Below are 23245 nucleotides of genomic sequence, written 5' to 3' on the forward strand. Positions count from 1 at the left end.
AGATAATCGATCAAGTGGACGGCATCGAACGCTTTATCACCGAGCAAGGCGTGGCCGCCACACTGGTCGATAGACTGGCGGGTGAGCGCCGGGCGATGGTGGTTCAGCTCACGCTGAGCTTGCTGGTGCTGGGACTGGTGGCCATGCTGATTATCGGCTTTGCGCGCGATACGATACGCCGTACCCATTCATTGACCGACCGGCTGGTCGAGATTGCCGATGGCGACTTCAGCCAGAAGCTCGACACCAAGGGGCGCGATGAATTGAATCTGGTCGCTGCCAGCGTCAATCAGTTGGTTGACAAGCTGACCGATACATTCGGCCATATTCACGAGGAGGCAAGCGCACTTTCGACCGCTGCGGCAGGTATTGCGTCGGTCAGTGCACAAGTTGCCGGCTCGACCCAGGAACAGAACAATGCCGCTGCGTCCATGGCTGCAGCCGTCGAGGAACTGACGGTCAGCATTGCCCATATGGCAAATCACGCCAAGGATGCGCATGCCAGCTCGGCCGAGTCGGGCAAAGTGTCCGCCGACGGTGGTGCGGTAATCGGTGAAACGATAGCCAGCATCGAGCGCATTGCCAGCAGCGTGCGGGTGAGCTCCGGCAGTGTCGCCGAGCTGGGCAATCAGAGCCGGGAAATTACCGGCATCGTGAATATCATCAAGGAAATTGCCGATCAGACCAATCTGTTGGCGCTCAATGCCGCTATCGAAGCAGCGCGGGCCGGTGAGAGCGGCCGCGGATTTGCCGTGGTGGCCGATGAAGTGCGCAAGCTGGCCGAGCGGACGGCTGATTGCACGCGTCAGATCGGGCAGATGACCGAACGCATCCAGCATGGCACCGAGGAGGCTGTGCGCAATATGCATGCCGGCGTTGCACAGGTTGAGCATGGTGTGGCTTTGGCTGGCCAGGCCGGTGAAGCCATCGCACGTATTCGCCAAGGTACCGGTACGGTAGAGCAGGCGGTTACCGACATCAGCAGCGCCTTGGCCGAGCAGTCGGCGGTCGCGGTGGAAGTGGCCCACAAGGTCGAGCGCATTGCCCAGATGTCGGAGGAAAACGGTCAGGCGGCAACCAGCTCGGCAAAAACCGCTGAACGCCTGCATGGCTTGGCGCAAGCGCTGGAACAGCAGCTCGGGCGGTTCAAGCTGAGCGCGTGATGCAGGCTGCGGCTCCCTTGGCTAGTTTGGCTTGCTGTCGGCCTGGAGCAGCACCAGGGTGTCATCCGGCCAGTGCGTATCGTAAAGCGGCACGGTGTAGGACTTGCGGTCCGGGCTGAGTAAGGTGACCGGCAGCGCCTGCTCCTGCGCTGCGTGTTTCAAGCTGATTTGGGCGAGCCGATACGGCGCAGCAAAGCTCACCGCAATCAGCCGGCTATGGCAGGCACCGCCTGCTGCGGCAAACGCATCCCGCACCGTGGGCGGCGCGTCGCCGCGCTCCACTGCCCAGCGGATTTCGCACTCCAGGCGTAAATCGCCCAGCCGGCGGCTGTCCGCCGGAACGCTCGGGCTATGTATTGCCGGTAGCCAGCCAAAGTCGCCGCGCTTGCGATTGAGCAATAGATCGGCCGCTTCATCTTCGGCTTGTTGGTGGCGTGGCAGCGTGAAGCTGCCATGGACGTCGATCGGCACATCGATATGAACACTGGCACTGTCGATTGCCAGTGTTACTCCAGCCAGGCTGGCATCGGCGCTACGCGGGCGTAGCTGCAATTGCAGGGTAGCCAGCGGCGCCAGTGCGTGGTGGCGCTCAAATGCGTCAAGCCCCGCCAGCATGGTGCGATAGGGGCGCCAATCCAGTCCGCGCACACCAGAGACCTGTATCTGTGCCGCATATGTACCTTCGGCCTGAATGGCAAAGTCGCTGCCAAGGCAGTTGAGGGCGCCAAGGCCCAAAAGAAGGCCGATGCCAAGGTGTCGAGCAAGCAATAAGCAAGGTGCCGGTGCTCGGGCAGGGCTGTGTGCACCGGCCAGCCCTGCGGCGGTGAGTCTTCTTGGCTCAAGCATATTGGCTTTTGTCTTGTATACGGAGAGCACGAGTTTGCCAGATAGCCAGAAATGCTACGGTTGCTTTTGGCTATCTGGCAGGGGGCTAGCGGCCGTACTTCGCGGTCATCACCGCTTTGTCCAGCGCATTGGCGTTGAGGTTGTAGCCGACCAGCGCAGCGGAGGCATCGGCCGGCAGGTCGAGTTTGTCGACCTTGAGCGCCCAAACGGTGACGATATAGCGGTGCGGTTTATCCCCCTTGGGCGGGCAGGCGCCGCCGAATTCGGCTTGGCCGTAATCGTTACGGGTCTGCATGGCGCCAGCTGGCAGGGCAGGGCCGGTTTTCTGGCCGCTGCCAGCGGGCAGGGCATGGGTGGTGGCGGGCAGGTTCACCGCTTGCCAGTGCCACCAGCCACTGCCGGTGGGGGCGTCAGGGTCGTACACCGTGACGGCGAAACTGCGGGTGCCGGCCGGCTCGCCCGACCAGCTCAGAGCCGGGGCGATATTGCCGCCCTCGCAGCCAAAGCCATTGAATACCTGGGCGGACTTGAGTTGACCGCCATTGGTGATATCAGGGCTGCTGACGGTGAAGCCGGCTGCGCATACAAGGCTGGACAGGCTGAGGCCAAACAGGGAAGTCAGTAAGCGGGACATTGCAGTTTCTCCGAAAAATCGCGGCACCTTGCCGCAAAAGCCCATGATGCTGGATCGGCCATCGCGTTGGCGCGCCAAAAGCGCGCAAGGACCGTGCAGAAACGCTCAGTGTGTTCAGCGCAGTGCCGAGGGCGCGGTGCCAAAGCGCTGGCGAAAGCGGGCAGCAAAGCGCGATGGCGATTCATAGCCGACCGCCGCCGCAATGGCATTGATCGGCAATCTGCCAGTCTGCAGCAGGTTCAAGGCGCTGCCGAGGCGGATTTCATCGAGCAGGCCACGCACGCTATGGCCTTCAGCCACCAGGCGCCGGCGCAGCGTGGCCTCGCTGCAGGCCAGTCGTTCTGCCAGCTCGGCGGCGGTCCAGCGGTGGCCGGGGGCCAGGCCGACCAGGGTCCTTACCCGCTCGCCGGTGCTGTGCTGTCGCCCGGCGGACAAGGCGGCGCCGAGGCCGGCGCTGGACAAGTGCAGCAACACTTCCAGCAGGTAGTGCTGGCGCCAGCTGGCGGCTGCGTCGGGCGCTGCCAAATCAGCCAGCCGCTGTAGCGCTGCTTGCAGCTCAAGCATCGGCGGGAGCAGCAGTTCAATATCCTGCGCCTGCCAGCCGTCGGCCTCGCCGGGGTAGAGGCTGGCGAAACGCTCCAGCAAGGGACGGTCGAAATTCAGCATCAGCGCCCGATAGCGACCGCTGGCCGGTGCAGGCAGGTTGCGCAAATTCACTTCGCTACCCGCGGGAAGCAGCAGGCTTTGGCCTACTTGGGCCAGGCAATGGCGCTCACCCAGCCATAGCTCCTTGCTGCCTTCCATCACCCAGATCAGTGCCGGCACCGGAAAAGTGACGGCACGCAGCGCCTGCTGCCGCTGGGCTTGCACTAGCCATATCGGGTTATTGAAGGCGATCTGCGGGGGTGTGGCTTGCGAAGTCATGCGGTCGGCTGAAAGCGTAGTGGAAACTATCGGCCGCTAGCCTACCGGAAGGCAGGCGTTTTCGGCGTGACAATCGCTGCGGCAGACCATGGGTGAGATTTTGAGCAAAGGCCTGCAGAGCCTAGTTGTCTTCGATATCCCCATGCTGGTTGGATTCGCCCTGTTTCCAGTAGGCGGCTACCCGCATGGCGCTGCGGCTGTGCTGTTTTTCATCGATCAGAATGCGCCGCACCCCGGTCATCACCGCATGCTCGCCGGCCGCCCAGGCATAGCCCTCACCCTCGGGCAACGTCAGCCCACGCAAGGCTGCGTGCAGTGCCTGGCCATCGCTGACCCACTGCACACTGGCCTCGGCCTTGGACGCTAGCGCTCTTTGGTCGGCTGGATTGCCTGCCTGGGCGATCACCATGGCGCGGTTGCCAACGGGCAGTTCTTCCAGACGGCGCGCAATGGCCGGCAGGGCGGATTCATCGCCAATCAGCAAATGCCAGTCGTAGTCGGTCGGGATCACCATCGAGCCGCGTGGCCCGGCAACCACGACCGATTGGCCCGGCTGCGCCTGGCTGGCCCATTCGGATGCAAGGCCGGTCCCGTGCAGCACGAATTCGATAGCCAATTCGCAGCTGGCCCGGCTGAAAGCGCGCGGCGTGTAGTCACGGCGGAATGGCTCGGCGCCCTCCTGCTCGATGATCAGCTTGATATGGTCGTCAAACGAGGCGCTGACAAAGTCGCTGAGGGCGGCACCCGTGAACACGATGCGCCGCACGCTCGGGCTCAGGTCTTCGATGCGCTGTACGGTCAGAGGGCGCATCTTCAGCTCGTGGCGGATGCGTTGCACGGCGCGGGGGAAGAGGACTTCGCTCATGGTGTTCTGCCAATAATTGGTTGATAATGTCCTCTATCTTAGTTAAACGATTGACATTGTCAACCAATGTTTCGTCCTCCGATCTCGTCCACCGAAAACGTCATGGAGCTGATCCACGACATCATGCATCGCTTCCGGGCGCGCCAATACCAGGCCCTGCGCGACAGTCCGCATGCGATAACCCATATGGAAGCGAAGACGCTGAACTTCTTCCGTCGCCGTCCCGGTGCGACGCAGCGCGATCTGGCCGAGCACAGCGGCCGCGATAAGGCGCAGCTGGCCAGGCTGGTGAAAAACCTGAAGGAGTTGGGTCTATTGCGTGGCGAAGTGGACGAGAGCGATAGGCGCAACCTGAAGCTGCACCTCACAGCGAGCGCCGAGGCGCTGTTGCAGTCGCTGCAGGCTGAGCACAGCCAGCTGGCCGAATTGGCAATGGCCGGGCTGGATGCGAGCGAGCGTAGCCAGCTGGAAGCATTGCTGCTGCGTGTGCAGGCCAATTTGCATGAAAAGCCGCCGGCTACTTAGCTGGCGTATCCGCCGCAGCCCCACAGTGGCGATGGGATAGGCTAAATCAGCCGGGAAGCAGTCGCTTGTTTACGGTTGCCCAAGACCTGTATTCCCCGAGGGGGCGTGCTGCCGCTCGAACGGCCCGATTGATTCAGCGCTTCATCAAATCGAAAAATCCTCAGCAAACACCCGTGCGCTGCGTGGGCGGATATACACCTGCTCGCCCTCGCTGAAGCGTTGCGCGGCAAAGGCGTCGCGGCTCAGTTCGGCTTCGACCGGGTCGCCATTGGCGAGGCTCAGCTCCAGCCGCACGATGGAGCCGATGGCGCGGATATGCTCGACTTTCGATGCCAGGGTTTGCGGGGCGGGTTCGCGCAAGAGTTCGATATCGTGCGGCCGCACATAGGCCACGGCGCCATCGCTGGGTACCGGGTGCTCGCCCACCTGGGCAAAGCCGCCATGCACCCGGCTATGGAACAGGTTCACATCGCCCAGGAACTGGTAAACAAACGGGGTGGCCGGCGCGTCGTACACCTGCTCGGGGGTGCCGATCTGCTCGATGCGGCCCTTGTTCATCACCACTACCCGGTCGGCCACTTCCAGCGCCTCTTCCTGGTCATGGGTGACGAATACCGAGGTGACATGCATTTCTTCATGCAGCCGCTTCAGCCAGCGCCGCAGCTCCTTGCGCACCTTGGTGTCGAGCGCGCCGAAGGGCTCGTCCAATAGCAGCACCTTCGGTTCCACCGCCAGTGCGCGCGCCAGGGCAATGCGCTGGCGCTGTCCGCCCGATAGCTGGGCCGGATAGCGGTCGGCCAGCCAGTCGAGCTGCACCAGATTGAGCAATTCATGCACGCGGCGGCGGATTTCCGCTTCGCTTGGCCGGGTTGGCTTGGGCCGCACGCGCAGGCCGAAGGCCACATTCTCGAACACGGTCATATGGCGGAACAGCGCGTAATGCTGGAACACAAAACCGACCTGCCGCTCGCGTACATGCTTGTCGGTGGTGTCTTCGCCATGAAAGCGGATCTGGCCGGCATCGGGTGTCTCGAGGCCGGCGATGATGCGCAGCAAGGTGGTCTTGCCGCAGCCCGAGGGGCCGAGCAGGGCCAGCAACTCGCCCGATTCGACCTTGAGGCTGACATTGTCGAGGGCGGTAAAGGCGCCGAATCGCTTGGCGATGACGTGGATTTCGATGCTCATGGTGTTGATCCGGGTAAATAACAAAAGCCTGAAAATCTGTAGACACAGAGGTCACTGAGACCACAGAGCACACAGAGAAGGCCGGAGATGATCTAGCCTCTCTCCGTGTGCTCAGTGCCCTCCCTGTTCTCTGTGTCTACAGGTTTTGCTTGCTGCCATCGATTTCACAGATGGCTAAGGTAGCCCCGAAAATCGGTAGACACAGCGGTGTTCCACAAGAATTGTCAAAGTCTCTTCAATGCTGCTTATTGAGGCTCTCTGTGGTTCAAGATTTGTCTGTCTGAAACGTCACTCACTCATAGAGGCCAACTGGTCGGCGGCCCGTTGTCGGGCGGTTTGCCATTCCACCCAGCTCTTGGCGCCCAGCGTTACCAGGGCCAGCAGGGCGAGGATGGAGGCGACGGCAAAGGCGGCGACGAAGTTGTATTCGTTGTACAGAATCTCCACATGCAGCGGGATGGTATTGGTGAGGCCGCGCACATGGCCCGATACCACGCTGACTGCGCCGAATTCGCCCATAGCGCGGGCATTGCACAAAATCACCCCGTACAGCAGGCCCCATTTGATATTGGGCAGGGTGATGCGGCTGAACATCTGCCAGCCGCTGGCGCCCAGCACCATTGCCGCCTGTTCTTCCTCGGTGCCTTGCGCTTCCATCAGCGGAATCAGCTCGCGCGCCACAAAGGGGAAGGTGACGAACACGGTAGCGAGCACAATGCCGGGCACGGCAAAGATCAGCTTGATATCGTGCGCCGCCAGCCAGGGACCGAACCAGCCCTGGGCGCCGAACAGCAGCACATAGATCAGGCCGGCCACTACCGGCGACACTGAAAACGGCAGGTCGATCAGGGTGATCAACAGGCTCTTGCCCTTGAAGTCGAACTTGGCAATCGCCCAAGAGGCGGCAACGCCGAATACCAGGTTCAGGGGCAGGGAAATGGCGGTGACGATCAGGGTGAGCTTGATCGCCGCCACGGCATCGGGCTCCTTGATCGCCTCCCAGTACAGGTCCCAGCCCTTGCGCAGGGCCTCGGCAAACACCGAGGTCAGTGGCAGCACGATAAACAGCGCCAGAAAGGCAAGGGCGGCGGTAATCAGCAGCCGTCGTACCCAGGCGGGTTCGCTGGTGGCGGCGGAGCGATGCGGGGAGCGGGATGTCATGGCGATAGGCGTCTGTGGTTGGGCGTCGATAGCGACCGCGTCTTATTTGCGCATCCCGACTCGGCGGGCATTCCACCACTGGATCAGGTTGATGACGAAGATCAGCGCGAACGAGATGATCAGCATCACGCTGGCGATCGCGGTGGCGCCGACATAGTCGTATTGCTCCAGCTTGCTGATGATCAGCAAGGGGGTGATTTCCGACACCATGGGGATATTGCCGGCGATAAAGATCACCGAGCCGTATTCGCCAATGGCGCGGGCAAAGGCCAGAGTAAAGCCGGTAAGCAGGGCGGGCAGGGCGGCCGGCAGGATGATGGCGCGAAAGGTCTGCCAGCGGCTGGCGCCGAGGCAGGCGGCGGCTTCTTCCAATTCGGCTTCCAGGTCTTCCAGCACCGGCTGCACGGTGCGCACCACAAAGGGCAGGCCGATAAAGGTCAGTGCCAGCACCACCCCCAGCGGGGTAAACGCCACCTTGATCCCGAGCGGCTCCAGCCAACGGCCCAGCCAGCCATTCGGGGCGTACAGGGTGGTCAGGGCAATGCCGGCTACGGCGGTGGGCAGGGCAAAGGGCAGATCAACCAGGGCATCGATCAGGCGCTGGCCGGGAAAGCGATAGCGGCTCAGCACCCAGGCGATCAGCAGCCCGGCAAACAGATTGACCACGGCAGCGATCAGGCTGGCACCAAAGGTGAGCTTGTAGCTGGCCACTACCCGTGGCGTGCTGATCACGTCCCAGAATTGCGCCAGCGACAGGTGGGCGGTCTTGACGATCAAGGCGGCCAGCGGCAGCAACACGATCAGGCCGAGGTAGACCAGGGTATAGCCAAACGCCAGATTGAAGCCGGGCAATACGCTGGCTTGCTTGAATTTCATTGCGGGAAGGCCTTTGAGTAAATCGGGTTAGTACATGCGCCTACTCCCCTCTCCCGCAAGCGGGAGAGGGTGGCCCGCAGGGCCGGGTGAGTGCAGGTTCAGCCAGCGCAATCTTCAAACCTCGCCGAGCAAACCACCATATTGCCGAGCCTGCCACCGAATCACGGAGAAGAGCGGCGGGAGCGGCACCGACTCAGGAGCGGCCCTTGGCAAAAATCTGGTCGAAACTGCCGCCATCGTCAAAGTGGGCCTTTTGCGCCTTGCGCCAGCCGCCGAATACCTCATCGACGGTAAACAGCTTCACTGCCGGGAACTGCTTTTCATATTTCTTGAACACTGCCGCATCCTGCGGGCGCAGATAGTTTTGCGCGGCGATTTCCTGCGCCTCCGGCGTCCACAGGAACTTCAGATAGTCTTCGGCAATCTTGCGGGTGCCCTTTTTGTCCACCACCTTGTCCACCACGGCCACCGGCGGTTCGGCGCGGATCGACAGGCTCGGGTAGATGATTTCGAACTGGCCGCGACCGAATTCGCGGGCGATCATCTCGGCCTCGTTTTCGAAGGTCAGCAAGGCGTCGCCGATCTGCCGCTGCATAAAGGTGGTGGTGGCGGCACGGCCACCGCTATCGAGCACCGGCACATTCTTCAGCAGTGCCCCGACAAAGTCGCGCGCCTTTTGCTCATTGCCGCCGGGTTGGCGCAGGGCATAGCCCCAGGCCGCCAGATAGCTGTAGCGGCCATTGCCGGTAACCTTGGGATTGGGCATCACCACCTGCACGCCTGGTTTGACCAGATCGCCCCAGTCGCGAATCGCCTTGGGATTACCCTTGCGCACGATAATTACTTGCAGGCTGGTAAAGGGCAGGCTGTCATTGGGCAGGCGGCTGGCCCAGTTCTCCGGCAGCAGCTTGGCCTTGTCGGCTACCGCGTCGATATCGGGCGGCATATTCATGGTGATGACATCGGCTTCCAGCCCGTCGATCACCGCGCGCGCCTGTTTGCCCGAGCCGCCATGCGATTGGTTGATCAGCACATCCTGCCCGGTCTTGGCTTTTTCGGCCTTGATGAATGCCGGGTTCAAGTCCTTGTAGAAGTCGCGCATCACGTCGTACGACACATTGAGCAACTCGGTCGCGGCAATACCATTGGCGGAGAAGGCAAGCGCGAGCGCAACAAGCAATGGGCGGCTAAGGCGGGGCATGGCAGGCTTTCGGCAGCGTTTGAACAAGGCGTCAAGCATAGCAAGCCTGCTTATGCCAATTAAGACTGAATGGTTTTGTGCAATGAGCGAATTTGCATTTGCATTGTGCCTGTCGGGAATGGGGTGAAGCTGCCTGGCTGAACGATCCCATCCCCACCCCGACCCTCCCCTTGCAGGGGAGGGGATAGGCTGGGCGCCCTTTGCAGGGGAGTGGCTTGCGAATTTGCAAGCAAAGGGCGGTGCCCGCTACAGCGCAGCGAGGCCCGCAGCGAGGTCGGCCTGCAAATCCTCGATATGCTCGACACCCACCGACAGGCGCAAGAGGTTGGGGCCAACGCCGCGCGCCAGGCGGTCGGCCTCGGGTATCGAGGCATGGGTCATCGCCCAGGGCAGGTTGACCAGGCTCTCCACGCCGCCCAGGCTTTCTGCCAGGGTGAACACCTTGAGTGCGGCGAGAAAGCGGCGCACGCCGGCGTCATCGGCGTCGATACGCACTGACACCACGCCGGAGAAGCCTCGCGGGAACTGGCGTTTTGCCAGCGCATGCTGGGGATGGCTGGCCAGACCCGGATAGATCACATCGAGCACGCCCGGTTGTTGCTCCAGCCAGCTCGCCAGCGCCAGCGCATTGCTGCTGTGTCGCTGCATGCGCAGCGGTAGCGTCTTCAGGCCGCGCAGGGCGAGAAAGCTGTCAAACGGCCCGAGCACGCCGCCGGCGGCGTTTTGCAGATAGGCCAGCCGCTCGGCCAGCTCGGCAGTGCGCACGATCACCGCGCCGCCAATCACATCGGAGTGGCCGTTCAGATACTTGGTGACCGAATGCAGCACGATGTCGGCGCCGTATTCCAGCGGGCGCAGCAGATAGGGGGTGGCGAAGGTGGCGTCCACCACTACCAGCGCGCCAACGGCGTGGGCAGCGCCTACCGCGTCGGCAATATCCACCACCTTGAGCAGCGGGTTGGTGGGAATCTCGATCCACACCATGCGGGTGTTGGCGCTGATGGCAGCACGCAGGGCGCCGGGGTCGTCGGTCGGCGCATAGCGCACGGTCAGGCCGGAGGTGCGGCCGCGTACCCGCTCGAACAAGCGCCAGGCACCGCCGTACAGATCATCGACCGCTACCACTTCGCTGCCGGCGTCGAGCAGATCAAGCACGCTGGACATGGCGGCAAGGCCGGAGGCATAGGCAAAACCAGCCGCGCCGCCTTCCAGCTCGGCCAGCGCTTTTTCAAAGGCATTGCGGGTCGGGTTGCCGCTGCGGGCATATTCATAGCCGCTGTGCTCGCCCGGTGCGCGCTGCGCAAAGGTGGAGCTGGGGTAGATCGGCGGCATGACGGCGCCGGTAGCGTCCGGCGTGTAGCCGGCATGGACGGCGAGGGTGTCGAGATGTTGGGACATGGTGGGTTTCCTGATGTGGGCGGCGCGGGGTGTCAACCCACGCAGCCAGTGCTAAGTGTTGCGCTATCCCTCTCCCGCAAGCGGGAGAGGGTGGCCCACAGGGCCGGGTGAGGGAAGGTTGTTCTTCGTACCGCCCTCACCCCAACCCCTCTCCCGCCTGCGGGCGAGGGGCTAAAGGGCATGGCGCCGATGCTGCGCTTCCCCCGCGGCGGCGGGGGCGGAATCAATCAAGTAAGCAGCAAGGCCTCGTCGCTGCCACATAAACAGTGGGTGTTCCACGTGCCCTCACCCCAACCCCTCTCCCGCTTGCGGGCGAGGGGCTGATTGGCGTGGCGCCGAAGGTTTTCACCGCTTCTGCCGCCAATGGTTGATCAGGTCCGCCTGGGTGATCAAGCCGATAAACTGGCCGCGCTCCACCACGATGGCGACCTGGCCGTCGTTGAATACGCGCAGCAGCCGCTCGGTGCTGTCGTCGGGTGCCAGGGTGACCAGATCGGTGCTCATGGCCTGGCGTACCGGCAGGCGGAAGTTTTCCGGTTCGTCGTGCACAGCCAGCAACACATCCCACTCATCGATCAGGCCGACCACTTCCTGTTCGTTTTCCAGCACCGGCAGCTGCGACACATCATGGCGGCGCATGCGGGCATACACATCGCCGAGGCTCTCGTCCGGCCGCGCGGTGATGGTGGCGCCGCGGTCGTGGCGGCGGGTGATCAGGTCGCTGAGATTGCCTTGCTGCGGCAGCTGCTCCAGGCCTTGGTCGATACGCCAGCCTTCGTTGAATTGCTTGGAAAGATACTTGTTGCCGCTATCGCAGATAAAGGTCACCACCCGCTTCGGGCTGGTCTGAGCGCGGCAGTAGCGCAAGGCGGCGGCGACCAGGGTGCCGGATGAGGAACCGGCCAGTACGCCTTCATGCTCGAGCAGGGCGCGGGCGGTGGTGATGCTCTCTTCATCGCTGATGCGCTGGGCGCTGCGCACCGCGCTGAAGTCGGCCAAGGGCGGCACGAAGTCCTCGCCTATGCCTTCCACCCGCCAGCTGCCGGCCTCGCCGTAGCTGCCGGTTTCCACATAGTCGGCCAGGATGGAGCCGACCGGGTCGGCCAGTACGAATTCAACATTCGGTGCCGCGCGTTTGAAAAAGCGGCTCAGGCCGGTCAGGGTGCCGCTGGAGCCAACGCCCACCACCACCACATCGACCTCATGGGCCATCTGCTGCCAGATTTCCGGGCCGGTGCCCAGCTCATGGGCAATCGGGTTGGCCGGGTTGTTGAACTGGTCGATATAGAAGGCGCCCGGTGTTTCGTCTGCGAGGCGGCGCGCATAGTCCTGGTAATACAGAGGGTGGCCCTTGTTCACGTCCGAGCGGGTGATCAGCACTTCGGCGCCCAACGCTTTCAGATTGGCGATCTTTTCCAGGCTCATCTTGTCCGGCACCACCAGCTTGAGCTTGTAGCCCTTGCGTGCGGCCACCAGGGCCAGGCCCAGGCCGGTATTGCCGGCAGTGGCTTCGATAATGGTGCCGCCGGGGGCCAGCTTGCCCTCGCGCTCGGCAGCTTCGATCATGGTCAGGGCGATACGGTCCTTGATCGAGCCGCCGGGGTTCTGGCTTTCCAGCTTGACGAACAACTCGCAGGGGCCGGTATCAAGCCGGGTGATTTTCAACAGCGGGGTCTGGCCGATCAGGCCGAGCAGCGGGTCAAGCGACATGGTGGTTTCATCCAAAAATAGCGTCGGCGCCACGGATAGCGACGCCGGTGGGGAGAACGTGCGATGCCGGTTGTGGCGGACTCGTCACGTGTTGATCGGGCTATCGTCTGCGGGGCTCACTTTAATCGCGGCTCAGCCGCACTGCAAAGCCTTCGCCGAGATAGTTATCCAGCACTGCTTGCGGCAGGCCGCCCGGCACTGCCAGCACGATGCTGGTAGGCGATAGTTCGAAATGAGCGAGCATGCGGGCAAAGGTGCGGCCATGTGCACCTTTTACATACTCGAACAAGCGCGGGTGAATTGGCAGCACCAGAGGTGCCGGCTGGCCGGCCAGCACAAAATGATTGAGGGTGTGGATCAGCCGGCACAGCCGGTCGAGTTTCAGCAAGCCATCGGCACCGGCGGCCAGGCTGAACAGCTTGCTGCCATCGAGCGCTTCGCCCTCGGGGCCGATGGCGCGCAGGGCAGCATGGGTGAGCAGCGCGCCACCGACATCGCGCTGCTGGAACTGGCTGCGCAATTCGCATTTGAAATAGCGGCCGTACACGCCCTGCTCATCCAGCCCCAGCGGCAGGCCGGCCACCCACTGGGCGGGCAGCTCAGACAAGCGGCTGACCAAACGGCTTCGCTCAATGTGCATGGCTCATTCAGCGATTGGTGTAGATCTGGTCAAACACGCCGCCATCGGCAAAGTGGGTTTTCTGCGCCTTTTGCCAGCCGCCGAATATCTCGTCGATCTTGAACAGTTTCACTTTGCCGAACTGCTTGTCGTACTTGGCATGGATGGCCGGGTCGATCGGGCGGTAGTAATTCTGGGCGGCGATTTCCTGGGCGGCCGGGCTGTACAGGTATTCGAGGTAGGCCTGCGCCGCCTTGCTGGTGCCGTGCTTGGCGGCATTCTTGTCCACGACTGCCACGGTAGGCTCGGCCAGGATGGAGGCGGACGGGGTGACGATATCGTATTTGTCCGGGCCCAGCTCCTTGGTGGCCAGGTAGGCTTCGTTTTCCCAGGCGATCAGCACATCGCCGATACCGCGCTCGGTAAAGCTGATGGTGGAGCCACGGGCGCCGGTGTCGAGCACCTTCACATGCTTGTACAGATTGCTGACAAAGTCGCGTGCCTTGTCCTCATTGCCACCGGGCTGACGCAGCGCCCATCCCCAGGCCGCCAGATAGTTCCAGCGCGCGCCGCCCGAGGTTTTCGGATTCGGTGTCACCACTTCCACGCCCGGCTTGACCAGATCGGCCCAATCGCGGATCTGCTTGGGATTGCCCTTGCGCACCAGGAACACGATGGTGGACTGATACGGCGCGCTATTGTGCTGCAGGCGCTTTTGCCAGTCGGCCGGCAGCAATTTGGCCTTCTCGGCGATCTCGTCCACATCGTAGGCCAGCGCCAGGGTCACCACATCGGCCTCCAAGCCGTCGATCACCGAGCGCGCCTGCTTGCCCGAGCCGCCGTGCGACTGCTTGACCACCACCTCGTCGCCGGTCTTTTGCTTGTAGTACTGGGCAAACGCCTTGTTGTAGTCCTGATAAAGCTCGCGGGTCGGGTCGTAAGACACATTGAGCAGGCTGATGCTGGCAGCGAAGGCGAGGTTAGGTGCCAACAGGGCGAGCGCGATAGTCCGGTGACGGGCCATGATGCATTCCGATTTGAGCAATGGCGCAACTTTAATGCAGTCATGTATTACCAAATGGAATTAAAAGTTAGATTTATATCTCATTTGGTTTTGTTGTGGGCCGTGCACTAGATCGCCTTGCCTTGCAACTGGTGCAGCAAAGCAAGCAGCCGCTACAATCGGCCGGTTTTGCTCAACCGGAAACACCATGCTTGCTTTCTTGCCTGCCCCCTTGCGAGGGCTTGTCTCACTTGTCCTGTTGGCGATCAATGTCGTGCTGCATGCGGCGATCATCGTCAGCGTCGGCCTGATCAAGTTCCTGCTGCCCCTGCCGGCGGTTCGGCGCCTGATCGACCCTTTGATGAACCGCTTTGCCGAAAGCTGGATTGCCTGCAACAACGTGTGGATTGCCCTGGCGGGCCGGGTGAACTGGCGGGTCACGGGGGACGACACCCTGCGTTATGCCGGGTGGTATCTGGTGGAATCGAACCACCAGAGCTGGGTAGATATCTTCGTGCTGCAAAAGGTGCTGAACCGGCGCATCCCTTTCCTGAAGTTTTTTCTCAAGCAGCAGCTGATCTTTGTGCCGGTGATCGGCCTTGCCTGGTGGGCGCTCGATTTTCCGTTCATGCGCCGGCATAGCGAAGCGTATATGAAGAAGAACCCGCACAAGCGCGGTGAGGATCAGGCCACCACCCGACGCGCCTGCCAGAAGTTCAGCCTGGTGCCGACATCGGTGATGAATTTTCTCGAAGGCACCCGTTTCACCGCGGCCAAGCATGCCAAGCAGCAGTCGCCGTTCCAGCATCTGCTCAAGCCCAAGGCTGGCGGCATTGCCCTGGCGATGAATGCGATGGGCGAGCAGTTCCAGTCGCTGCTGGATATCACGATTCATTACCCGCAAGGCGTGCCCAGTTTCTGGGGCTTTTTGTGCGGCAAGCTGCCCGAGGTGGTGGTGCTGATCGACGAAGTGCCGATTCCGCGCGAGCTGACCCAGGGCGACTATTCCGGCGACCCGGTGTTTCGTGCCAAGGTGCAGGATTGGGTGCAGGCGCTGTGGCAGAAAAAGGACGCAACCCTGGCTGCCTTGCATGCCGGGAGCGGCGCCAGGCGGTGATTGCCAGGCGCGAAATATATTGTCTATAAACGGTGCTGGCCCGCTGCCCTGCGGGCATCCCTGACTGATTGGATGACAGCACCGTGCAAGCCCCCGCCCTGCCCGCCGATGAGCCTGCCCGCCTTGCGGCGCTGCGCGAATTCCTGCTGCTCGATACACCGGATGAAGCGGCATTCGATCGCGCCACCCGGCTGGCCCAGGCCCTGTTCGATGTGCCGATTGCCCTGGTGTCGCTGGTGGATGAGAACCGGCAATGGTTCAAGTCCTGCATCGGCCTGCCGGTACGCGAAACCGGCCGCGATATCTCCTTTTGCGGCCATGCGATTTTGGGTGACGCTACGTTTGTCATCGGCAATGCGCTCGATGATGCGCGCTTTGCCGATAATCCGCTGGTGACCGGGCCGCCACATATCCGCTTCTATGCTGGCTTTCCGCTCAAGCACCCCAAGGGCTACAACCTGGGCACCCTGTGCATTATCGATCGTCGGCCGCGCCAGCTGAGTACGGCGCAGATCGGGCTGCTGGAAGATATCGGCCATGTGGTGGAAGAGGCGATGTATACGCGCCAGCTGCACCATAGCCAGCGCCAGTTGCTGGAGGAGCTGGACTACGCGCGGCGCGAGACGCAGCTGGACAAGGTGCTGCGTATCTGGAACCGCAGTGCCATGACCCGCCATGTCGAACTGGAGCTGGAGCACTGCCGGCAAACCGACGGACGCCTTTGCGTGGCCACCTTGCTGCTGAAGCCGTACCAACAGCTGCTCGCACAATACGATGCCGATGAGGTGAATGAATTGCTCGCCAGCCTCGTTGGCATGTTGCGCCGTGGCCTGCCGCAAACAGCGGTACTGGGGCGGCTGGACGACGATGTGCTGGCGGTCTGCTGGAGCGGTCTGGCGGGCGAGGCTGCCGAGCGCCAGGCGGGTCCCTTGTTTCGCCAGCTGTGCGCCGTGTCTTTGCGTTTGCCCAGTCGAAACGAGGCGGCACAAGTCGACCTGACCCTGACGCTGATCAGTCTCGATGCCGCCAGCTATCGCGAGAGCTTTTCATTTGCCGACTTTTTGTCGGCCATCGACGAATGCACGGCCGGCACCCGCAACTTGCCGGCCGGATCGGTGGAGTGCATGCATTTTGTCTAGGCTCTGTTGACATTTGGTCGGCGCGACCGCCGACAAAGCGTCAACAGAGCCCAGGGATGCGCAGAACGAAGCACCCGACGCGCATCGGGGGCGCACCAGGAGCGGGTAGCGCCACGTTGACCGGTGCCTGCCGGCCGGTTTCAGGGCGAGAGAGACGATATGACAGTGCCTGCAGGCAAGCCGGGCCGCTTGCTGATCATCGATGACACCGAGCTGACCTTACGCATGTTGTCTGCGGTAGTGGCTGATCTGGGCGACGTGTTTGTGGCGAAAGATGGCGCCAGCGGCATCGCTGCCGCCCATGCGCACCTGCCGGATGTGATTCTGCTCGATGTGGAAATGCCCGGCATGGATGGCTACGAAGTGTGCCGCAAACTCAAGGCCGATGCGGTGACGGCCGGCATGGCGGTGATTTTCGTCACTGCGCACAGCAGTGCCGAACACGAAATCCATGCGCTCGAAGCCGGGGCGGTCGACTTTATCGGCAAGCCGATCAATGCGCCGGTAGCGCGGGCGCGGGTCAAGACCCATCTGATGTTGCAGCAGCAATCCCAGCTATTGCGTGAGCTGGCCAGCCGCGATGGCTTGACCGGCCTGTGGAACCGCCGCGCTTTCGATGACCTGCTGGCACGCGAGGCGCGCCGCCTGCAGCGAAGCCGCCAGCCCCTTTGCCTGTTGATGGTCGATGTCGATTGCTTCAAAAGCTACAACGATCACTACGGCCATCCTGCCGGCGACGATTGCCTGCGCCTGGTGGCTGCCTCGGTGCAGGCCTGTGCGCGGCGGCCGGCCGATGTGGCGGCGCGTATCGGTGGTGAAGAGTTTGCCGTGCTGCTGCCCGAGGTAGCGCTGGACGATGCCGCCCAGCTGGCCCGGCTGGCGGCCAGCCAGGTGGAGGCGCTGGGCATTCCGCACGACTACAGCGAGGCGGCCAGCCATGTCACCGTCAGCATCGGCGTGGCAGCTCAATGCGACCAGCTCGATGCGCATCAGTTGATGGTCATGGCTGATCGCGCCCTGTATTCGGCCAAGGCAGGCGGCCGTAACCGTATTGTGGTGGCGTGAGGGCGTCACCTGTGCCGGGCGATTCAAGCGTCGCCCGGGCGCGACAGTACCCATTTTATTCTCCGGCCCGCCTGCGGCCGGTCGGCGCCAATCCTATAGTTGGGCCTGCGTTTTCCGATTGCGAGGCGATTGTGCTTGCCAAGGCTGCTCCCGAACTTTCCCGCTTGCTGTCCTCGCCGGTCGTGCTGCTGGTGGACGATCAGCCCGACAATCTGCGCGTGTTGTCCGCCGTCTTGGACGAGGGTTACCAGATCCGCGCGGTGACCAGCGGCGAAGCGGCCTTGCGCGCCGCCAGCCATGCGCCGGCGCCCGATCTGGTGATACTCGATGTGATGATGCCGGTGATGGATGGCTTCGAAACCTATCGGCGCCTGCGCGAGCTGCCGCAGATGGCTGATGTGCCGGTGATCTTTGCCACCGCCCTCAATGACGAAGCGAGCGAAGAAGCCGGCCTGCAGCTGGGGGCTGCCGACTTTATCAGCAAGCCCTTGCGACCCCGCGTGGTCAAGGCGCGGGTCAAGGCGCAGCTGGAAGCCTATATGGCGCGGCGCTGGCAGGCCGACCGTGCCGGTGAATTGCAGCGCGAAGTGCAGCGGCGCCTGCGTGATTTCTACCTGGTGCAGGATGTGGCGCTGCGGGCGCTGGCCAGCCTCGCCGAAACCCGCGATAACGAAACCGGCAACCATATCCTGCGCACCCAGGCTTATGTGGCGGCACTGGGCCGGCAGCTATCGAGCCATCCGCGCTTTGCCGAGGCGCTGGCGGCCGACAGCCTGCGCTTTATCGTCAAGGCTGCGCCCTTGCACGATATCGGCAAGGTCGGCATACCCGACCATATCCTGCTCAAGCCGGGCAAGCTCACAGAAGAGGAATTCGTGGTGATGCGCACCCATGCTGCCTTGGGCGCCGATGCCATCGAGCGCGCCCTGCGCGATGCCGAGCCCGGGCCGGATTGCGATTCGTCACAATCGCTGCATTTCGAATTTCTCGAAGCGGCGCGCGATATCGCCGGCTTTCACCATGAGCGTTGGGACGGTTCGGGCTATCCACAGGGTTTGGCCGGCGATGCGATACCCGCCTCAGCCCGGCTGATGGCCCTGGCTGATGTCTACGATGCGCTGATTTCGCGCCGCGTCTACATAGGAAGCCTATGCGCCCGATAAAGTCGTCGCCTTGATTGTGCAAGGGCGCGGCAGCCATTTCGACCCGGATGTGGTGGATGCCTTCTTGGTATGCCGCCAGGAATTCGAGGAGATCGCCCGTCGCTATGCCGATGATGAGGCCGGCGCATGAAACGGCTGGCCTTGGCAATCCTCCTGAACGGCATGGCGCTGGCGCATCCCTTGTCGCAATCCGATATGGACTGGTGCAAGCTGCATTGCACGACGATCAGAGTAGGAGTGGAACGCGACTATCCGCCCTATAGTTTTGTCGATGAACACGGCCAGCCGTCCGGTCTGTCAGTGCAATTACTCAAGGCAGTGGCGGCCGAAGCCGGGTTGTCACTGCAGTGGATGCCACCGCAGCCATTGCCGGTTTTGCTGCAACAGATCCGCCGGCGCGAAATCGATGTATTGACCATTGCCCGTCCTACGCCGGAGCGGGCGGAGTATCTCGGCTTTACTCGTCCCTATGTGAATGTCCCGGTTGTGGTGGTGGTTCCGCGCATCAGCGAAGCCGATAAGCTGGAAGACCTGTCCGGCAAGCGGGTCGGCATTGGCCGTGGCTATGCGGTGGAAAGCTACGCGCGCCAGCACTATCCAGCAATCGACTGGGTGATCACCGATAGCGATAGCGCCTCGCTGGGCATGCTGGAACGTCGGCAGCTGGATGCAGTGGTCGGCGATACGGCGAGCATGAGCTGGCATTTGCGTGGCCATGTATCGTCTGCGCAGATTCGCTCGCCGATAGGCTACCGCTATCCCTATGCCTTGGCCTGGCGCTCGGACTGGCCCGAGCTGGGCCATCTGCTCGACGATGCGCAACTACGCATCAGTTCCGAGCAAGAGCGCGAAATAGTGCAGTTATGGCTGGGCAATGTACACACCCGGCCCTGGCAGATGCAGCTGCTGCCTGAATTCATCGGTTCAGGCATGGTGCTCGGTGGAATTGCCCTGTTGTTGTGGTCGCGTCGATCAAGCCAGCGTAAAGGCGGGTCGGTATGAGACAGGTGCTGCGCTTTTCTGACCGCCTGCTATTGCCGGTATTCATCGGTTATTTTCTCCTCGCATTCGGCGCCATCTTTATGTCGCGCCAGCCCATTTCCATTGCGGTGTACTGGCCGGCCAATGCCTGGCTGATGGCCTGGCTGTCGCGTAGCGGCACGCGGCGCTGGTGGCCGGCCATCGTGGCGGCGGGCAGCGCCAATCTGCTGGCCAATCTTTTGTACGGCGACCCGATCGGCCTGTCAGCGAGCTTCTTGCCGGGCAATCTTCTGGAAGCCATGCTCGGCGCGGCCCTGTTGCGCCGCTTTCGGCTGCCGGATCGCTTCGATAGCGAGCCACGCGCGATGCTGTTGACCATGCTGGTCGGCGTGCTGATACCCAGTGTCTTGTGCAGCTGTATCGGTGCCGGACTGCTGTTTTCCCATGGCTTCGGGAAGTTAACGGACTTGTATATCCGCTGGTTCGAAGGAACCTTGCTCGGTGCCATGAGCATGCTGCCGCTGGCACTGTGGGCGGCACGATCGGGGATGCGCAAGCTGTGGCAGCAGCTATGCCGCACCGAGTCGCTGGGTGCCTTGCTGCTGCTGGGGGGCCTGACGGTGCTGGCAATTCACGGCCTGCCTCATCCCTTCTCGATGCTGGCCGCCGCCCTGGCCATCGCCGCCCTGTACCTGCCCGCCGTGCTGGTGTTTGTCGCCATGTGGTTGCTGACGGTGATCACCTTCTATGGACTGGTTACCGGCGTCTATGTCGCACCACCGGTTATCAGCGAAGTCGACCAGCTGATCAACTTCCTGCCCCCGCTGTTGATCCTGCTCCCTTGCGCCATGCTGGCCGCCGCGCGCCATGCCAATGAGGCTGAGCAGCGACGCCTGCGCGACGCCTATATCCGGCTGGATACCGTATTCGAGACCATGGGCGAGGGACTGGTGATCCAGACCGCCGACGCGCGCATCATTCTCAGCAATGCCCATGCAGCGAGCATCCTGGGTCTGACTACGGAACAGCTGATGGGCCGCAGCTCCTACGACCCGGAGTGGCAGGCGATACGCGAGGATGGCAGCCCCTTCCCCGGCAACGAACACCCGGCAGTGCGCGTATTGCGCGATGGTCGGCCGATCAGCGGCGAGGTCATGGGGGTGCGCCTGCCTAATGGCCTCACCCGCTGGATCAGGATCAATGCCCGCGCCATGCACGATCAGGAAATGGGCCAGCGCATGGCGGTATGTACCTTTAGCGATATCACCGCCGAGCGCGACAGCGCCAACAGCCTGCGCAATGTGCAGGCACGCTTTACCGGCCTCCTTGAAAATGCGCCCGATGCCATCCTGACCATCAATGCCCAGCAGTTTATCGTCGGTGCCAATCGGGCTGCCTGCATCCTGTTCGATTACGAGCCGCAAGCGCTGATCGGCCAACCGCTGGCGCTATTGCTGCCAGAATCGGCAAGAGACAGGCATGCCGACCAGGTTCGTGGCTTTGCCGCAGAGTCAACCAGTGGGCGGCGCATGGGTGCTGGCCGCACCGTTCACGGTCGTCATCGCAGTGGCGAAAACTTTCCGATGGAAGTGGCGCTTGCCAAGGTGAACCTGGTTGATGGCGACTATTACATGGCAATAGGCCGCGATGTGAGCCAGCGGGTTGCGTACGAAAACTCCTTGCGTGAGCTGAGCCAGGCGGTGTCGCAAAACCCGGCTGGCATTGTCATTGCCGACCTGCACTGCCGCATCGAATACGTCAATCCGGCTTATGAACAGCTGACTGGCTACTCCCAGGAAAAGCTGCTTGGACGCAATTTTGACGTGCTGCAATCGGGCCGCACCAACAGTACGGTCTATCGCGAAATGTGGGCAGCCCTGGAAGCGGGGCAGGTATGGCAGGGAGAGTTGATCGACCGTCGCGCCGATGGCCAGGAGATCGAGCTGTTCCACGTGATCTCGCCGGTGCGCGACCAAGCCGGCAAGGTGGCCAAATACATCGGCGTGGCGCAGGACGTTACCGAGCGCAAGCGGCAGGCACGCGAACTGGACGAATACCGTGCCTCGCTGGAGCGCAAGGTAGATGAGCGCACCGCTGAACTGAGCCTTGCCAAGCAGGCGGCGGAAGAGGCGGCGCGCGCCAAGGGGGCATTTCTGGCCAATATGAGCCATGAAATCCGCACCCCGCTCAATGGCGTGCTCGGCTTCACCTATTTGCTGCGCAAGGAGTCGCCCAGCCCGCGCCAGCTCGAGCATATCGAACGCATCGATTATGCGGCCAACCATCTGCTCGGCGTGATCAACGATATTCTCGATTTTTCCAAGCTCGAAGCCGGTCGCATTGAATTTTGCAGCGAGGTGCTGGCCCTGCGGGGCGTGCTCGATTACGCGCGCGATCTGGCCACGACCCGGCTGGCCGGCAAGCCGGTGTCGGTGTCGGTCAGCATCGATCCCGCCCTGCCGGAACAGATACTGGGCGATGCTTTGCGGCTCAACCAGATTCTGGGCAACTATGTCAGCAATGCCACCAAGTTCACCGAGCGTGGCAGCATTCGTCTGTGCGCCCTTGCGGCGCATGCTGGCGGCGAGCCGTCGATCCGCTTTGAAGTGCATGATAGCGGCATCGGCATCAGCGCCGAGCAGCAGGCTAATCTGTTTACCCCGTTTACCCAGGCCGATGCCTCCACTACGCGCCGCTATGGCGGAACCGGCCTCGGTCTGGCGCTATCGCGCAATCTGGCGCAGGCCATGGGCGGCGAGGTGGGCGTGGATAGTCAGGCGGGGCAGGGCAGTTGCTTCTGGCTGCGCTTGCCACTGCGCTTGCCATCGGCCGAGCAACTGGGCGCCGCCAGTCCGACGCCGGCTGCTGACGCGGCCAACCAGCGCCTGCATGGCCATGTGCTGGTAGCCGAAGATAATCCGATGAACCAGGCGCTGATGGAGATCCTGCTGCCCGAGCTGGGTCTGAGCTGCACCATTGTCGGCGATGGGCAAGAGGCAGTGGAGGCCTGTCAGCGCGAAACCTTCGATCTGGTGCTGATGGATATGCAGATGCCCAGGCTGGACGGCCTGGCCGCCTGCCGGCAACTGCGCCAGTTGCCGCAGTTTGCCAAGCTGCCCATCATTGCCATGACCGCCAATGCCTTTGTCGAAGACCAGCGCGCCTGCCTTGAAGCGGGCATGAATGATTTCCTCGGCAAGCCGGTGCAACCGCAATTGCTACGCAGCACTCTCGCCAAGTACCTGCCGTATGCGGCGGAAGCTGCGCCAGACGCGCCGGGCGAGCCGATCTCGCAGGCTGCGCCGGCGTTGGGGCCGCTGGCCGCACGCATTGAGGCTGGTGCTGTGCTCGACCTCGATACCGCGCTGAAGCTGGCTGGTGGCGATTGCCAGCTTCTGGAGCGCATGCTGCAGATGTTTATCGACCACCATGCCGCCTTGCCCGGGCAGCTGCGCGCCAGCCTTGCCGCCGGCGATAGGGACGCGGCTGGCCGCCTCGCCCATACGCTCAAGGGAGCGGCGCTATCGCTCGGGGCGGGCCGGTTGACCCAGGCTGCGGCGGCGCTGGAGCAGGCGCTTCCACTTGATGTCAGCGCCGCCCGGCTTGATGAATTGCAGGCGGCGGTGACCGAGATCGTGGCGCTTTTGCAGCCAGCCAGTCGCCCGCTTGA

Annotated in this window: 20 protein-coding genes; 8 read left to right on the forward strand and 12 right to left on the reverse strand. The window is 62.6% G+C overall.

Features of this window, described 5'->3' with window-relative positions; genetic code table 11:
* The coding region (locus ACE3OH_RS05535; protein ID WP_374349358.1) for a methyl-accepting chemotaxis protein at positions 1-1163 on the forward strand (1163 nt) is incomplete at its 5' end.
* Positions 1164-1184: 21 nt separating this feature from the next.
* Here the strand turns inward: ACE3OH_RS05535 and ACE3OH_RS05540 are convergent.
* The 4 genes from ACE3OH_RS05540 to ACE3OH_RS05555 all read right to left on the reverse strand — a co-directional run bounded on the left by ACE3OH_RS05540 (position 1185) and on the right by ACE3OH_RS05555 (position 4432).
* Complete coding sequence (locus ACE3OH_RS05540; protein WP_374349360.1) at positions 1185-1811, reverse strand: hypothetical protein; 627 nt, start codon at positions 1809-1811, stop codon at positions 1185-1187.
* 283 nt (positions 1812-2094) lie between these two features.
* Positions 2095-2643, reverse strand: a complete 549-nt coding sequence (locus tag ACE3OH_RS05545; protein ID WP_374349361.1) for a YbhB/YbcL family Raf kinase inhibitor-like protein — start codon at positions 2641-2643, stop codon at positions 2095-2097.
* Positions 2644-2757: 114 nt separating this feature from the next.
* A complete protein-coding gene (locus tag ACE3OH_RS05550) occupies positions 2758-3567 on the reverse strand; it encodes a helix-turn-helix transcriptional regulator (protein WP_374349362.1) in 810 nt (269 codons plus the stop codon).
* A 121-nt stretch (positions 3568-3688) separates the two neighbouring features.
* Entirely contained in the window at positions 3689-4432 is a 744-nt protein-coding gene (locus tag ACE3OH_RS05555; protein WP_374349364.1) for a siderophore-interacting protein, read from the reverse strand.
* 66 nt (positions 4433-4498) lie between these two features.
* On the opposite strand from ACE3OH_RS05555, the gene ACE3OH_RS05560 reads away from it, so the two are divergent.
* Positions 4499-4957: a MarR family winged helix-turn-helix transcriptional regulator gene (locus ACE3OH_RS05560; protein ID WP_374349366.1), complete on the forward strand. Its 459-nt coding sequence runs from the start codon at positions 4499-4501 to the stop codon at positions 4955-4957.
* A 144-nt stretch (positions 4958-5101) separates the two neighbouring features.
* Here the strand turns inward: ACE3OH_RS05560 and ACE3OH_RS05565 are convergent, their stop codons facing one another.
* From ACE3OH_RS05565 to ACE3OH_RS05600, 8 genes are all read right to left on the reverse strand, one after another.
* Positions 5102-6142, reverse strand: a complete 1041-nt coding sequence (locus ACE3OH_RS05565) for a sulfate/molybdate ABC transporter ATP-binding protein (RefSeq protein WP_374349367.1) — start codon at positions 6140-6142, stop codon at positions 5102-5104.
* 288 nt (positions 6143-6430) lie between these two features.
* Positions 6431-7303 carry a sulfate ABC transporter permease subunit CysW gene (gene cysW / locus ACE3OH_RS05570; RefSeq protein ID WP_374349369.1) on the reverse strand — a complete coding sequence of 291 codons (873 nt, stop codon included), beginning with the start codon at positions 7301-7303 and terminating at the stop codon, positions 6431-6433.
* Between the two features lie 42 nt (positions 7304-7345).
* A complete protein-coding gene (cysT, locus tag ACE3OH_RS05575) occupies positions 7346-8179 on the reverse strand; it encodes a sulfate ABC transporter permease subunit CysT (RefSeq protein ID WP_374349371.1) in 834 nt (277 codons plus the stop codon).
* 193 nt (positions 8180-8372) lie between these two features.
* Positions 8373-9380 carry a sulfate ABC transporter substrate-binding protein gene (locus tag ACE3OH_RS05580; protein ID WP_374349372.1) on the reverse strand — a complete coding sequence of 336 codons (1008 nt, stop codon included), beginning with the start codon at positions 9378-9380 and terminating at the stop codon, positions 8373-8375.
* 246 nt (positions 9381-9626) lie between these two features.
* Positions 9627-10778, reverse strand: coding sequence for a PLP-dependent aspartate aminotransferase family protein (locus ACE3OH_RS05585; RefSeq protein WP_374349373.1), 1152 nt, complete (start codon positions 10776-10778; stop codon positions 9627-9629).
* A gap of 345 nt (positions 10779-11123) precedes the next feature.
* The gene (locus tag ACE3OH_RS05590) at positions 11124-12488 is read right to left on the reverse strand and encodes a pyridoxal-phosphate dependent enzyme (RefSeq protein WP_374349375.1); all 1365 of its coding nucleotides are present in this window, start codon (positions 12486-12488) and stop codon (positions 11124-11126) included.
* A gap of 121 nt (positions 12489-12609) precedes the next feature.
* On the reverse strand, positions 12610-13128 hold the full coding sequence (locus tag ACE3OH_RS05595; protein WP_374349377.1) for a hypothetical protein: 519 nt from the start codon (positions 13126-13128) through the stop codon (positions 12610-12612).
* 7 nt (positions 13129-13135) lie between these two features.
* Positions 13136-14131 (reverse strand): sulfate ABC transporter substrate-binding protein, encoded by a 996-nt coding sequence (locus tag ACE3OH_RS05600; protein WP_374349379.1) that lies wholly within the window; start codon positions 14129-14131, stop codon positions 13136-13138.
* A 187-nt stretch (positions 14132-14318) separates the two neighbouring features.
* On the opposite strand from ACE3OH_RS05600, the gene ACE3OH_RS05605 reads away from it, so the two are divergent.
* The 6 genes from ACE3OH_RS05605 to ACE3OH_RS05630 form a co-directional block, all read left to right on the forward strand.
* Complete coding sequence (locus ACE3OH_RS05605) at positions 14319-15227, forward strand: acyltransferase (protein WP_374349380.1); 909 nt, start codon at positions 14319-14321, stop codon at positions 15225-15227.
* A gap of 83 nt (positions 15228-15310) precedes the next feature.
* Positions 15311-16366: a GAF domain-containing protein gene (locus tag ACE3OH_RS05610; protein ID WP_374349382.1), complete on the forward strand. Its 1056-nt coding sequence runs from the start codon at positions 15311-15313 to the stop codon at positions 16364-16366.
* Positions 16367-16525: 159 nt separating this feature from the next.
* Positions 16526-17431, forward strand: a complete 906-nt coding sequence (locus ACE3OH_RS05615) for a diguanylate cyclase domain-containing protein (protein WP_374349384.1) — start codon at positions 16526-16528, stop codon at positions 17429-17431.
* Positions 17432-17595: 164 nt separating this feature from the next.
* Positions 17596-18594, forward strand: a complete 999-nt coding sequence (locus ACE3OH_RS05620; RefSeq protein WP_374349385.1) for a two-component system response regulator — start codon at positions 17596-17598, stop codon at positions 18592-18594.
* A gap of 126 nt (positions 18595-18720) precedes the next feature.
* Positions 18721-19596 carry a transporter substrate-binding domain-containing protein gene (locus ACE3OH_RS05625; protein ID WP_374349386.1) on the forward strand — a complete coding sequence of 292 codons (876 nt, stop codon included), beginning with the start codon at positions 18721-18723 and terminating at the stop codon, positions 19594-19596.
* Positions 19593-23245 (forward strand): PAS domain S-box protein (locus tag ACE3OH_RS05630; protein WP_374349387.1); only part of this gene is annotated, 3653 nt, incomplete at its 3' end. The genes ACE3OH_RS05625 and ACE3OH_RS05630, both read left to right, overlap by 4 nt.

This window comes from Chitinimonas sp. (assembly GCF_041904975.1).
Taxonomy (GTDB): domain Bacteria; phylum Pseudomonadota; class Gammaproteobacteria; order Burkholderiales; family Chitinimonadaceae; genus Chitinimonas.